13 protein-coding genes are annotated in these 12,120 nt (G+C 72.3%); 1 reads left to right on the top strand and 12 read right to left on the bottom strand.

Going from position 1 to position 12,120, the window contains the following annotated elements:
• Positions 1 to 20 precede the first annotated feature (20 nt).
• From rpsS to rpsJ, 6 genes are read right to left on the bottom strand one after another with little or no spacing between them, the layout of a single operon-like run.
• The gene (gene rpsS / locus BQ6202_RS01070) at positions 21 to 302 is read right to left on the bottom strand and encodes a 30S ribosomal protein S19 (protein WP_021010891.1); all 282 of its coding nucleotides are present in this window, start codon (positions 300 to 302) and stop codon (positions 21 to 23) included.
• A gap of 12 nt (positions 303 to 314) precedes the next feature.
• A complete protein-coding gene (rplB, locus tag BQ6202_RS01065) occupies positions 315 to 1,154 on the bottom strand; it encodes a 50S ribosomal protein L2 (RefSeq protein ID WP_072312799.1) in 840 nt (279 codons plus the stop codon).
• Positions 1,155 to 1,173: 19 nt separating this feature from the next.
• Positions 1,174 to 1,473 (bottom strand): 50S ribosomal protein L23, encoded by a 300-nt coding sequence (gene rplW / locus BQ6202_RS01060; RefSeq protein ID WP_072312800.1) that lies wholly within the window; start codon positions 1,471 to 1,473, stop codon positions 1,174 to 1,176.
• Entirely contained in the window at positions 1,473 to 2,204 is a 732-nt protein-coding gene (gene rplD / locus BQ6202_RS01055; RefSeq protein ID WP_072312801.1) for a 50S ribosomal protein L4, read from the bottom strand. The genes rplW and rplD overlap by 1 nt, the downstream gene beginning before the upstream one ends.
• A gap of 2 nt (positions 2,205 to 2,206) precedes the next feature.
• Positions 2,207 to 2,857, bottom strand: coding sequence for a 50S ribosomal protein L3 (gene rplC / locus BQ6202_RS01050; RefSeq protein WP_072312802.1), 651 nt, complete (start codon positions 2,855 to 2,857; stop codon positions 2,207 to 2,209).
• 8 nt (positions 2,858 to 2,865) lie between these two features.
• Positions 2,866 to 3,174, bottom strand: coding sequence for a 30S ribosomal protein S10 (gene rpsJ / locus BQ6202_RS01045; RefSeq protein WP_021010896.1), 309 nt, complete (start codon positions 3,172 to 3,174; stop codon positions 2,866 to 2,868).
• A gap of 303 nt (positions 3,175 to 3,477) precedes the next feature.
• Between rpsJ and BQ6202_RS01040 the strand changes: the two genes are divergently transcribed.
• On the top strand, positions 3,478 to 4,431 hold the full coding sequence (locus BQ6202_RS01040) for an arginase family protein (protein ID WP_072312803.1): 954 nt from the start codon (positions 3,478 to 3,480) through the stop codon (positions 4,429 to 4,431).
• 14 nt (positions 4,432 to 4,445) lie between these two features.
• On the opposite strand, the gene BQ6202_RS01035 is transcribed toward BQ6202_RS01040, so the two are convergent.
• The 6 genes from BQ6202_RS01035 to hutH all read right to left on the bottom strand — a co-directional run bounded on the left by BQ6202_RS01035 (position 4,446) and on the right by hutH (position 12,083).
• On the bottom strand, positions 4,446 to 5,624 hold the full coding sequence (locus BQ6202_RS01035) for an FAD-dependent oxidoreductase (RefSeq protein WP_072312804.1): 1,179 nt from the start codon (positions 5,622 to 5,624) through the stop codon (positions 4,446 to 4,448).
• Positions 5,621 to 6,340: a methyltransferase domain-containing protein gene (locus BQ6202_RS01030; RefSeq protein WP_234946083.1), complete on the bottom strand. Its 720-nt coding sequence runs from the start codon at positions 6,338 to 6,340 to the stop codon at positions 5,621 to 5,623. Before BQ6202_RS01030 ends, BQ6202_RS01035 begins: the two co-directional genes overlap by 4 nt.
• A 19-nt stretch (positions 6,341 to 6,359) precedes the next feature.
• On the bottom strand, positions 6,360 to 7,505 hold the full coding sequence (locus tag BQ6202_RS01025) for a type III polyketide synthase (RefSeq protein ID WP_072312805.1): 1,146 nt from the start codon (positions 7,503 to 7,505) through the stop codon (positions 6,360 to 6,362).
• 81 nt (positions 7,506 to 7,586) lie between these two features.
• On the bottom strand, positions 7,587 to 8,735 hold the full coding sequence (gene hutI, locus BQ6202_RS01020) for an imidazolonepropionase (RefSeq protein WP_234946102.1): 1,149 nt from the start codon (positions 8,733 to 8,735) through the stop codon (positions 7,587 to 7,589).
• Positions 8,736 to 8,796: 61 nt separating this feature from the next.
• Positions 8,797 to 10,452, bottom strand: a complete 1,656-nt coding sequence (gene hutU, locus BQ6202_RS01015; RefSeq protein WP_072312807.1) for a urocanate hydratase — start codon at positions 10,450 to 10,452, stop codon at positions 8,797 to 8,799.
• Positions 10,452 to 12,083, bottom strand: a complete 1,632-nt coding sequence (gene hutH, locus BQ6202_RS01010) for a histidine ammonia-lyase (protein ID WP_083586798.1) — start codon at positions 12,081 to 12,083, stop codon at positions 10,452 to 10,454. Before hutH ends, hutU begins: the two co-directional genes overlap by 1 nt.
• Between the last annotated feature and the right edge of the window lie 37 nt (positions 12,084 to 12,120).

The following is a 12,120-nucleotide window of genomic DNA, read 5'->3' as shown; positions in this document are numbered from 1 at the left end:
TCCTTCTTCCGTCACCGCGCTTAGCGGCGACGGCCCTTCTTGTCGTCCTTCACGTGGCCGCGGAAGGTGCGGGTGGGCGCGAACTCGCCCAGCTTGTGGCCGACCATCGTCTCGGTGACGAAGACCGGGATGTGCTTGCGACCGTCGTGGACGGCGATCGTGTGGCCGAGCATGGCCGGCACGATCATCGAACGGCGCGACCACGTCTTGATGACGTTCTTGCTGCCGGCCTCGTTCTGCCGAACCACCTTGGTGAGGAGGTGGTCGTCGACGAACGGACCCTTCTTGAGGCTGCGGGGCATCGGACTCTCCTACTAGCGCTTCTTCTTGCCGGTCGAGCGGCGACGGACGATGAGCTTGTCACTCGGCTTGTTGGGGCGGCGGGTGCGACCCTCTGCCTGACCCCACGGGCTGACGGGGTGGCGGCCACCGCTCGTCTTGCCCTCGCCACCACCGTGCGGGTGGTCGACCGGGTTCATCGCGACACCGCGGACGGTCGGGCGAACGCCCAGCCAGCGCTTGCGGCCAGCCTTGCCCCAGTTGATGTTCGACTGCTCGGCGTTGCCGACCTCGCCGATCGTGGCGCGGCAGCGCGCGTCGACGTTGCGGATCTCGCCCGACGGCAGGCGGAGCTGCACATAGGGGCCGTCCTTGGCGACGAGGCGCACCGAGGCGCCGGCCGAACGAGCCATCTTCGCGCCACCGCCCGGGCGGAGCTCCACACCGTGGATCACCGTTCCCGTGGGGATGTTGCGCATCGGCAGGTTGTTGCCAGGCTTGATGTCGGCGCCAGCACCGGACTCCACGACGTCGCCCTGCTTGAGCTTGTTCGGAGCCAGGATGTAGCGCTTCGTGCCGTCCTCGAAGTGCAGCAGCGCGATGCGCGCCGTGCGGTTGGGGTCGTACTCGATGTGCGCGACGCGGGCGTTCACGCCGTCCTTGTCATTGCGACGGAAGTCGATGACGCGGTACTGGCGCTTGTGGCCACCGCCGATGTGGCGGGTGGTGATGCGTCCCGTGTTGTTGCGGCCACCGGTCTTGGGCAGCGGGCGCAGCAGGGACTTCTCGGGCGTCGATCGGGTGATCTCAGCGAAGTCTGCGACGGACGAGCCGCGACGACCCGGGGTCGTCGGCTTGTACTTGCGAATAGCCATGTTCTCGTTCCTTCAGTCCTCAGCCGACAGCCGTGAAGATGTCGATCGAACCGGACTTCAGCTTCACGATGGCGCGCTTGGTGTCCTTGCGCTTGCCAGTGCCGAAGCGGGTGCGGCGCGTCTTGCCGACGCGGTTGAGGGTGTTGACGCGCTCCACCTTGACGCCGAAGATCTTCTCGATCGCGAGCTTGATCTCGGTCTTCGAGGCGCGGGGGTCGACCTCGAAGGTGTAGCTGCCCATGTCGATGAGCGCGTAGCTCTTCTCGGACACGATCGGTCGGATGATGATGTCGCGAGGGTCCTTGTTGTAGCCGCTCATCAGTTGTCCTTCTCTGCCTTCTCGGCCTTCGGTGCCTTGGCGGGCTTCTCAGCCTTCGCCGGCTTCTCAGCCTTGGGCTCCTCGGAGACGACCTCGACCGTCGAACCCGTCTTCGCGGCGACGAACGCCTCGTAGGCCGGCTTCGAGAACACGATGTCGTCGCTCACGAGCACGTCGTAGGCGTTGAGCTGGTCCCAGGGCAGCACGTGGACCTCGGGGAGGTTGCGCACCGACAGCAGCGCGGTCTCCTCGGAGCGGTCGAGCACGAGCAGCACGTTCTTGGCCACGCCGAGCACCGCGAAGGTGTCGACCGCGACGCGAGTGCTGGGAGCATCGGCCGGGAACGCCTCGATGACGTGCAGGCGGCCACCGCGAGCGCGGTCCGAGAGCGAGCCGAGCAGCGCTGCGGCGATCATCTTCTTGGGGGTGCGCTGCGAGTAGTCACGCGGCGTCGGGCCGTGGACGATGCCACCGCCGGTCATCTGGGGTGCGCGGATCGAGCCCTGACGGGCGCGGCCCGTGCCCTTCTGCTTGAAGGGCTTGCGGCCGGCGCCGGAGACCTCGCCACGACCCTTGGTCGAGTGCGTGCCCTGGCGTGCAGCTGCGAGCTGCGCGACGACCACCTGGTGGATCAGCGGAACGTTCGTCTGGACGTCGAAGATGCTGGCGGGCAGCTCGACCGAGCCTGCCTGCTTGCCCTTCGCGTCGACGATGGCGACCTGTGCAGTCATGCTCAGGCTCCCTTCACAGCGTTGCGGACGTACACGAGACGACCGCGAGCACCGGGGACGGCGCCCTTGACGAGCATGAGACCCTGCTCGACGTCGATCGAGTGGATCGTGAGGTTCAGCGCCGACACGCGGTCGGTGCCCATGCGGCCGGCCATGCGCATGCCGCGGAAGACGCGGCTGGGCGTGGACGAGGCACCGATCGAGCCGGGCTTGCGGTGGTTGCGGTGCGCACCGTGCGATGCCGAGACACCAGCGAAGTTGTGGCGCTTCATGACACCTGCGAAGCCCTTGCCCTTCGAAGTGCCGACGACGTCGACCTTCTGGCCGGCGGCGAACAGGTCGACCGCCAGCTCCTGGCCGAGCTCGTAGGCATCGGCGTTGTCGGTGCGGACCTCGGTGAGGTGGCGGCGCGGCGTGACGCCAGCGGCCTCGAAGTGACCGGCTGCCGGCTTGTTGACCTTGCGCGGGTCGATCTGGCCTGCGGCGATCTGGATGGCTGCGTAGCCGTCCTTCTCGGGCGTGCGGATCTGCGTGACCACGTTCGGCGTGATCTCGAGCACCGTGACGGGGACGAGCTTGTTCTGCTCATCCCACACCTGGGTCATCCCGAGCTTCTTGCCGAGCAGGCCGCGAGTCGTCGTGATCTTCGACATGGCGTTCCTTAGAGCTTGATCTCGATGTTGACGTCAGCGGGCAGGTCGAGGCGCATGAGCGAGTCGACTGCCTTCGGCGTCGGGTCGATGATGTCGATGAGTCGCTTGTGCGTGCGCTTCTCGAAGTGCTCGCGGCTGTCCTTGTACTTGTGAGGTGAACGGATCACCACGACCACGTTCTTCTCGGTCGGCAGCGGCACAGGGCCCACCACCGTCGCGCCCGCACGGGTCACGGTGTCGACGATCTTGCGCGCCGACGAGTCGATGACCTCGTGGTCGTACGACTTCAGTCGGATGCGGATCTTCTGTCCCGCCATGGCTGACTCTCTTCCTGTCGACGCAGCCGTTCTAGGCTGCTCGCAACGCACTCTCGAGTGCACCGCTGTTCTTCTGTCAATGCCCGCATGGGGCGCGCACCGACGTCGCGCACGGCGATACCGCGCTCGGCTTCGGTGAAGTTCTGTTGGAGCTGCCCGCGGCCCAGGATCGATCTCGAACCTGTGCACAGCCAGAGCAGTGAGCGACGTGGAATCGTCGCGTTTGCAACCTGAAGAGTCTCTCACGGATGTCGACACCCGTGCAACCCGGGCGTGTCGCGCCGCGCTTGCTAGCGTCGCGGCATGGCTCCCTCGTCGTCCTCCGTCCCCTCCGGGGGCCTCCCGCATGACCCGTCCTGGCCGCGCAGCGGTGACTGGCCGAGCCTGGCGGATGCGCCTGGTCGCCTCGACGCGGTGCTGGTCGGGCTCGGCACCCACGAGACCTCGCTCAGCCCGACGAGCGCACACACGACACCCGCTGCGGTGCGGGAGGCGCTGCGCCGCTCCTCGCCGCACGCCTACGCCACGGCCGCGCCGGTCGGCGGACTGCGCGTCGCCGACGCCGGGGACGCATCCGACCCCGACGGCGACGAGGAGGGCGCCACTGCGCTCGTCGCCCGCGCCGCCGCTCGCGCGCGGTTCGTGATCGTGCTCGGCGGCGACAACGCGGCCACGGTGCCCGCGGCGCTCGGCAGCTGGGGAGCGTCGATCGAGACCGCCGGACTGATCACGCTGGATGCGCACCACGACCTGCGCGACGGCCGCTCGAACGGCTCGCCCGTGCAGCGGCTGCTCGACGCCGGCCTGGACGGCTCGCGAGTGGCGCAGATCGGGATCCAGGACTTCGCGAACTCCCGCGCCTATGCCGAGCGGGCGCGGCAGGCGGGGATCAGCGTGTTCCTGCGCGACGACCTCGAGCAGCGTGGCCTGCACGAGGTCGCTGCCGAGGCCGTCCAGGTCGCGCGGGCGGCCGGCGGGCCCGTGCACCTCGACGTCGACGTCGACGTCTGCGACCGCTCGGTGGCGCCCGGCTGCCCCGCCTCGGTGCCCGGCGGCATCAGCGCGTGGCAGCTGCGGGCGCTGATCCGCGCCATCGTCGCCTACGACGAGGTCACCTCCATCGACTTCACCGAGGTCGACGCCGCGGCCGACGCGGCCGACGGTCGCACCGTGCGGCTGACGGCCCTCGGCGTGCTCGAGGCGCTCGCAGCGCTCGCCGATCGCGACGACCGCTTCCCCAAGCTGCGGGCGGTCTGACGCGGCCGCTGCGCTCAGAGCCCGCGCATCGTGAACGCTGCGACGAGCGCTGCCCTGCTCGGCGGCAGCACGAGGGTGCGCGCGAGCGTCAGCCGAGCGGCGTGCAGCACAGGGCCCGCCGGTGCGCCCATCGCCATGTTCCACGCGGCGCGACGCATCGCGAGGGCGGCGGCGCGGCGACGCTCCCTCGCATAGCGGCCGAAGGGCGCTGGGACGTCGTCGACCCACGCGTCGGCGATCGCTCGGTCGAGCGCGAGGGCGTCCAGCCAGCCGAGGCTCATGCCCTGGCCCCCGATCGGGCTCACCTCGTGCGCGGCGTCGCCCGCGAGCGCCACCCGGCCGCTCTCGAACCGCTTCGCCATGCGCTGCCGAGCGCGGAAGGCGCTGGGCACCGTGCCCTCCGGCAGCCGCTCGACCGCCCGCCCGCCACCCGGCATCGACAGCCGCTCGCCGAGGATCTGCTCGAGCCGTCCCGCCGACACCTCTTCCTCGGGCGATGCGAGCCGCGCCACCCACCGTCGCCGACCCCCCGGCAGCGGCAACGACTCGATGACGCCGCCGGGCTCCAGGTGCAGCAGCGCGGAGGCCCCGGTTGGATCCGCGTCCCCAGCGGCTTCGGGCGCGTCGACATCGGCCATCGCATAGCCAGCGCCCCCGCGCCGCTCGGTGCGCTCGATGTGCAGCAGGTCGCGGACCCGGCTGTGCACGCCATCGGCGCCGACCGCCCAGCGCGCATCGACGCGTCCGCCCGACGCCAGTGCCAGCTCGACGCCCCGGGGGTGCTGCTGCAGCGCGGTGACCTCGGCGCCCGCGCGCAGCGCCGCGGGCGCGAGCGCCGCCAACCGCTCCCGCAGCAGCGCCTCCGTGCGCTCCTGCGGGAGCGCGTGGATGGCGCGGTCGCCGAAGTCGAGGCGCCCCAGCCGGCGGCCGCCGCTGAGCGCCGCACCCGATCGGATCACGAGCGCCTCCGCCCGCACCGCATCGCCGACGCCGGCGGCGTCGAGCGCCAGCATGCCGGGCGGGTGGATGCCGAACGCGCGCGAGACCGATGCGGGCTCGGTGCGGCGCTCGAGCACGACGACGTCGAGCTGGCGCTGCGCGAGCAGGCAGGCCAGCAGCAGGCCGACCGCACCGGCACCGACGATCGCGACATCGTGCCGCGAGGCCGGCGCGCTCGCGCGCCGGCCCGTCACGGCGCGCGCCAGCTGAGCTCGAGGCGCGCCGGCGGTCGCGAGCGCGCCGTCCAGCCAGGCGGCATGGCCGGCGCGAGCTCCGCCGCCGTGTGGCTGCGCCGGATGGACGCGAGCCCGTCGACGCGGATGAGCGTGTCGCGCAGCAGCGTGGGCTGCAGCGGCAGCGTCGCCGCGGCGAAGGCCGCGTACGCGAGCGGCGAGCGCGCGATGTCGCCGTGCACGACCGCGCCACCGGGCGCCGTCAGCCGCTCGGAGTCGACCAGGATGCTGCCGAGCTCTGCTGCCGTCAGGTGATGCAGCACGTGGTTCGAGACGACGAGGTCGAAGCGCTCGCCGGTCGCGACGAGCTCGCGGGTCGAGACCCGGCGCAGCTCGAGCCCCGCGAGCGGCGGCTGCGCGCGAGCAGCGGCGATCGCACGCTCATCGGGATCGATGCCGACCGCCGTCAGCCCGCCGCCGTCTCGCTCGGCCCAGCGCAGCATCCGACGCGGGAGGTCGCCGCCCCCGGTGCCGACGTCGAGCAGGCGGAGGGCCTCGCCGCCCCTCAGCCGCGGCCGGATCCAGCGACGGTACAGCGAGCGCTGGTCGGAGACGACCGCGTTCACGATCGCGAAGCGGTCGAAGGTGCGGGCGAGCGTCACGGGGTCGCAGTCCGCGTCGTCCATCAGCTCGTGCGCGCCCGGGTCGCGCTCCCGCAGGCTCGACAGCATCCGCATGCCCGAGAGCATCGCCAGCTCAGGCCCGGACGGTCAGCAGCGCCGACTCGACGGTGAGCCCCGGCCCGAAGGCCATCGCCGCCACCCGGTCGCCGTCCTGCGCGGACTCGTCGCTCAGGATGCGCTGCAGCACGAACAGCACGGTGGCGCTCGACATGTTGCCGTAGTCGCGGAGCGTCTCGCGGGCGGGCACGAGCTGCGCCTCGGTGAGGCCGAGCGTCGCCTCCACCTTGTCGAGGATGCTCCGGCCGCCCGGGTGGATCGCCCAGTGCTCGATCGGCTCGCCCGCGCGACCCTCGGCGAGCGCGGCGCTCAGCTGCGGCTCTGCCTCGAGCAGCGGCGCGATCGCACCGGTGACGTGCTCGCCGATGAGCGACGGCACGGCGTTGGAGAGCACCATCTCGAAGCCGTGGTCGCCGATCTTCCACGCCATGTCGCCCTCGCCCCGGGGCGTCGTGCGGGTCGCGAACCCGTCGAGCTGCAGCGCGCGCTCCCCGTCCTGCGGCGGCCGCGCGGTGACCAGGGCCGCGCCGGCGCCGTCGCCGAAGAGCGAGGTCGCGACGATCGTGTCGGGGTCGTTCGACGTGCGCAGGTGCAGCGTGCACAGCTCGACGCTGATGACCAGCACCACCGCCGCGGGATCGGCTTCGCAGAGCTGGCTCGCCAGGCGCAGCGCAGGCAGCGAGGCGTAGCAGCCCATGAAGCCCAGGTGGTAGCGCTGCACGCCGGGGCGCAGGCCCAGGTCGCGCGCGACCACGAAGTCGGGACCGGGCGCGTAGAAGCCGGTGCACGAGACGGTGATGACGTGCGTGACGTCCTTGGCCGCCACATCCGGCACCGCATCGAGCGCCGCGCGACCGGCGCCGACGTAGAGCTTGGTCGCCTCGAGCGCGTAGCGGTCGTTGCGCAGGCGCGTGCCCGGATCGAGCAGCAGGCCCGACTCGCGGTCGAAGAACTCGGGCTCGGAGGCCACGGGCCCGTCGAAGGTCAGCTCGTCGATCACCGTGTAGCGGCGCTCGATGCCCGAGACGCCGAAGGACGTGCTCACGAGTCGCTGCCCGAGCCGGGTGAGCCCCGGCTGCGCGGCGAACACCTCCGCGACCTCGGGCTGCGAGAGCCCCGTCGTAGGCACCAGCGTCGAGAGGCCTCGGATCGTCACCGTCATGAGGCGAGGCTATTGGGGGACACTGTGCGTTTCCCACAGCGCGGCCCCTCCGCGGCGCCGCACCGCGAGGTGGACGAGCGCTCAGAACGCACGCGCACCTGCGCGCCACACCGCGTGCACGAGCGGCACGCCGGGGCGATAGGCCAGGTGCGAGACCGAGGGCGCGTCGAGCACCTGCACATCGGCCCTGGCACCGGGTCGGATGCGCCCCACCGGCAGCAGGGCACGTCCCGATCGGTCGGTGCTCGGCTCGTCGAGGCCGAGCGCGATCGCGCCGCCCAGCGTCGCGGCGCGCACCGCCTCCTCGATCGTCAGGCGCATCTGCAGCACGGCGGTCGCGACGCAGAACGCCATCGACGTCGTGTAGCTCGTGCCGGGGTTGCAGTTGGTGGCGATCGCGACGACAGCGCCGGCGTCGAGCAGGCGCCGCGCCGGCGCGAGCGGCATGCGCGTCGAGAGGTCGCACGCGGGCAGCGCGGTGGCGACCGTGCCACGTCGGCCCGCCGCCGCGCCGTCCCAGGTCGCCGCGAGCATCCGCACCTCGTCGTCGTCGAGGAACGCGACGTGATCGACGCTCGCCGCGCGCAGCTCGACGGCGAGCCGCACGCCCGGGCCGGGCCCCAGCTGGTTGCCGTGCACGCGCAGCGCCAGTCCGCGGGCCCGCGCCGCCTCGAGCACCCTGCGCGACTGCGACTCGTCGAACGCGCCGCGCTCGCAGAAGACGTCGACCGCGTCGACGTGCGGCTCTACCGCGTCGAGCATGTCGCCGGTCACCAGGTCGAGGTAGTCACCGGGCTCGGAGCCCTCCGGCACGAGGTGCGCGCCGAGGAACGTGACCGAATCGGCGCGCGCGCCGGCGAGCCGGGCGCTCCGCAGCTCGTCGGCGACGGTCAGCCCGTAGCCCGTCTTCGTCTCGAACGCGGTCGTGCCGCCGCGCAGCATCTCATCGGCCAGGCGATCGAGGTTGGCCGCGAGCGCCTCGTCGCTCGCCGCTCGCGTCGCGGCGACCGTCACCCCGATGCCGCCGGCGGCATAGGGCTCGCCCGCCATGCGCGCCTCGAACTCGGCGGAGCGATCGCCGGCGAAGAGGAGGTGCGTGTGGCTGTCGACCCATCCGGGCAGCACCGCCCGCCCGCCCACGTCGACCGAGACGTCGGCGGCCGGGGCGGCCCTCGCCTCGCCGACCCACGCGATCGCGTCGCCCTCCATGACCAGCGCGGCGCCGTGCATCCGCCCCCGGTCGTCGTTCGTCGTGAGCTCGCCGATGCCGGTGAGCAGCGTGGACGCCACCTCAGCCCCGCCGCATGGGGATCGCCACGTCGTGGGCCTCGGCGAAGGCGGTCGCCTCGTCGTAGCCGGCGTCCACGTGGCGGATCACGCCCATCTCCGGATCGTTCGAGAGCACGCGCGCGAGCTTCTCGGCGGCGAGCGGCGTGCCGTCGGCCACCGTCACCTGGCCGGCGTGGATCGAGCGGCCGATGCCGACGCCCCCGCCGTGGTGCAGCGACACCCAGCTCGCGCCGGACGCCGTGTTGACGAGCGCGTTGAGCAGCGGCCAGTCGGCGATCGCGTCGGAGCCGTCGCGCATCGCCTCGGTCTCGCGGTATGGGCTCGCGACCGAGCCCGAGTCGAGGTGGTCGCGGCCGATCACGATCGGCGCGCTCAGCGTGCCGTCGGCGACCATCTCGTTGAAGCGCAGGCCCGCGCGGTGGCGCTCGCCGGCGCCCAGCCAGCAGATGCGGGCGGGCAGGCCCTGGAACTGCACGCGCTCCTGGGCAAGGCGGATCCAGCGGTGCAGGTGCGCGTCGTCGGGGAAGAGCTCGAGGATCGCCTCGTCGGTGCGACGGATGTCCTCGGGGTCGCCGGAGAGCGCCACCCAGCGGAAGGGACCCTTGCCCTCGCAGAAGAGCGGGCGGATGTAGGCGGGCACGAAGCCGGGGAAGGCGAAGGCCTCGTCGAAGCCGCCGAGCTTGGCCTCTGCGCGGATCGAGTTGCCGTAGTCGAAGACCTCGGCCCCCGCCGCCTGGAAGCCCACCATCGCCTCGACGTGGCGCGCCATCGATGCTCGAGCCCGCTCGGTGAAGCCGTGCGGATCGCGCTCGCGCTCGGCGTGCCAGTCGTCGAAGGCGACGCCGCTGGGCAGGTACGCCAGCGGGTCGTGCGCGCTCGTCTGGTCGGTCACGATGTCGATCGGCGCACCCATCGCGAGCAGCTCCGGCACGACGTCGGCCGCGTTCGCGTGCAGGCCGATGCTCAGCCCGCGGCCCGCGTCCCGCGCCTCGACGGCGCGCGCCAGCGCATCCGCCACGTCGCTCGCCTCGACGTCGAGGTAGCGGTGCTCGATGCGCCGCTGGATGCGGCTGCGGTCGACCTCGACGCAGATCGCGACGCCGTCGTTCATGGTGACCGCGAGCGGCTGCGCCCCACCCATGCCGCCGAGGCCCGCGGTGAGCGTGATGGTGCCGGCGAGGCTCTCGCGGCCGAGCTTCGTGGCCACCGCCGCGAAGGTCTCGAAGGTGCCCTGCAGGATGCCCTGCGTGCCGATGTAGATCCAGGAACCGGCGGTCATCTGTCCGTACATGGTGAGGCCAGCGGCTTCCAGCCGCCGGAACTCGGGCCACGTCGCCCAGTCGCCCACGAGGTTCGAGTTCGCGATCAGCACGCGCGGTGCCCACGGGTTCGTGCGCATGACGCCCACCGGGCGACCCGACTGCACCAGCAGCGTCTCGTCGTCCTCGAGGTCCCTGAGCTCGCGGACGATGGCCTCGAAGCTCGCCCAGTCGCGCGCCGCCTTGCCGGTGCCGCCGTAGACGACGAGCTCGTCGGGGTGCTCGGCGACCTCGGGGTCGAGGTTGTTCATGAGCATCCGCAGCGCGGCCTCCTGCTGCCAGCCCTTCGCCGTCAGCTCGCTGCCGCGCGCTGCGCGGACGGTGCGTGCGCCTTCCATCATCGGTCTCCTTCGGTCTGCGCCGACGACGTCGTCGTCTCGGCGGTGTGCGTGCGGTCGCGGCGAGCGGCCCAGGCCTCGACGGTGTCGAGCAACCCCGCCTCGATGAGCGCAGCCCCGCCGACGGTGAAGGCGAGGGATGCCTCGATGTCGCGGGCGAGGAACCGGTCCGGCCCGATGCCGGGCACCAGCGCGCGCAGGCCCGCGATCACGCGTCCCGTGCGGGGGCCCGGTGGTGCGTCGCGCAGCTCGATGCCGCGCGCCGCCGTCATCAGCTCGATCGCGAGCACCCGGCCGAGCCCGTCGACTGCGCGGCGCAGCTTGCGGGCGGCGCCCCAGCCCATCGACACGTGGTCCTCCTGCATGGCGCTCGAGGGGATCGAGTCGACCGATGCCGGTGCCGCGAGCCGCTTGAGCTCTGAGACGATGCCGGCCTGCGTGTACTGCGCGATCATGAGTCCGGAGTCGACGCCCGGGTCGTGGGCGAGGAACGGCGGCAGGCCGAAGCTGCGGGCCGGGTCGAGGAAGCGGTCGCTGCGGCGCTCGCTCATGGAGGCGACGTCCGCGATCGCGATGGCCAGGAAGTCGAGCACGGCCGCGATGGGCGCGCCGTGGAAGTTGCCGTTCGAGACCACCCGGCCGTCGGCGAGGACGACGGGGTTGTCGATGGCGCTCGACAGCTCGATCTCCGCCACGCGCGCCGCGTGCGCCGCGGTGTCGCGGGCGGTGCCGTGCACCTGCGGGGCGCAGCGGAGCGAGTAGGCGTCCTGCACCCGGGTGTCCTGCGGACCCTTGTGGCTCGCGACGATCGGGCTGTCGGCGAGCAGCGCTGCGATGTTCGCCGCGCTGGCGACCTGCCCGGGGTGTGGCCGCAGCGCCATGAGCTCCGGCGCGAAGGGCGCATCCGTGCCGAGCAGTCCCTCGACGCTCATCGCGGCGGTGAGGTCGGCGGTGTCGAGCAGCTTGTCGAGGTCGGCGAGCGCGAGGCACAGCATCGCGAGCATGCCGTCGGTGCCGTTGACGAGCGCGAGGCCTTCCTTCTCGGCGAGCACGACCGGCGTGAGGCCGGCCTCCGCGAGCGCCGTGGCCGCATCCATCGTCACCACCTCGCTCGTGCCGGGCTCCGCGCCCGCGCGGTCGACCTGCACGATGCCCTCCCCCATCGCCGCGAGCGCGACGTGCGAGAGGGGCGCGAGGTCACCGGAGCAGCCGAGCGAGCCGTACTCCCCCACGATGGGCGAGATGCCGGCGTTGAGCATGCCGGCGTAGAGCTCAGCCGTCGCGCGGCGGATCCCCGTGCGGCCCGTCGCGAGCGTCTGCAGCCGCAGCAGCATGAGGCCTCGCACGACCTCGCGCTCGACCGCCTCGCCGCTCGAGGCGGCGTGCGAGCGGATGAGCGACTGCTGCAGGCGGGTGCGGTCGGCGGGAGCGATCGCGGTGTTCGCGAGCGCACCGAAGCCGGTCGAGATGCCGTAGTGCGGATGCGGGTCGGCGGCGAGCCCGTCGATCACCCGACGTGCGTCGTCGATGCGGGCGAGCGCGGTGGCACTGAGCTCGACGCGCGCGTCGAAGCGTGCCACCTGCACCACGTCGTGGCGGGTGAGCGGGGAGTCTCCGATGACCACTGGCATGGCCCCATTCCACCGCTCGGGCCGTGCCGACGCATCC

Source organism: Agrococcus sp. Marseille-P2731 (assembly GCF_900117395.1).
Lineage (GTDB): Bacteria > Actinomycetota > Actinomycetes > Actinomycetales > Microbacteriaceae > Agrococcus.
This window is presented reverse-complemented; position numbering and strand designations above follow the sequence as displayed.

What these genes read in the sequence shown, in the direction of transcription:
- rpsJ (WP_021010896.1), bottom strand. Translation starts at nt 3,174, where the DNA reads ATGGCGGGACAGAAGATCCGCATCCGACTGAAGTCGTACGACCACGAG.
- rplD (WP_072312801.1), bottom strand. Translation starts at nt 2,204, where the DNA reads ATGACTGCACAGGTCGCCATCGTCGACGCGAAGGGCAAGCAGGCAGGC.
- rpsS (WP_021010891.1), bottom strand. Translation starts at nt 302, where the DNA reads ATGCCCCGCAGCCTCAAGAAGGGTCCGTTCGTCGACGACCACCTCCTC.
- hutI (WP_234946102.1), bottom strand. Translation starts at nt 8,735, where the DNA reads ATGCACGGCGCCGCGCTGGTCATGGAGGGCGACGCGATCGCGTGGGTC.
- rplC (WP_072312802.1), bottom strand. Translation starts at nt 2,857, where the DNA reads ATGTCGAAGATCACGACGACTCGCGGCCTGCTCGGCAAGAAGCTCGGG.
- BQ6202_RS01025 (WP_072312805.1), bottom strand. Translation starts at nt 7,505, where the DNA reads ATGACGGTGACGATCCGAGGCCTCTCGACGCTGGTGCCTACGACGGGG.
- hutU (WP_072312807.1), bottom strand. Translation starts at nt 10,452, where the DNA reads ATGGAAGGCGCACGCACCGTCCGCGCAGCGCGCGGCAGCGAGCTGACG.
- hutH (WP_083586798.1), bottom strand. Translation starts at nt 12,083, where the DNA reads ATGCCAGTGGTCATCGGAGACTCCCCGCTCACCCGCCACGACGTGGTG.
- rplW (WP_072312800.1), bottom strand. Translation starts at nt 1,473, where the DNA reads ATGAGCGGCTACAACAAGGACCCTCGCGACATCATCATCCGACCGATC.
- BQ6202_RS01030 (WP_234946083.1), bottom strand. Translation starts at nt 6,340, where the DNA reads ATGCGGATGCTGTCGAGCCTGCGGGAGCGCGACCCGGGCGCGCACGAG.
- rplB (WP_072312799.1), bottom strand. Translation starts at nt 1,154, where the DNA reads ATGGCTATTCGCAAGTACAAGCCGACGACCCCGGGTCGTCGCGGCTCG.
- BQ6202_RS01040 (WP_072312803.1), top strand. Translation starts at nt 3,478, where the DNA reads ATGGCTCCCTCGTCGTCCTCCGTCCCCTCCGGGGGCCTCCCGCATGAC.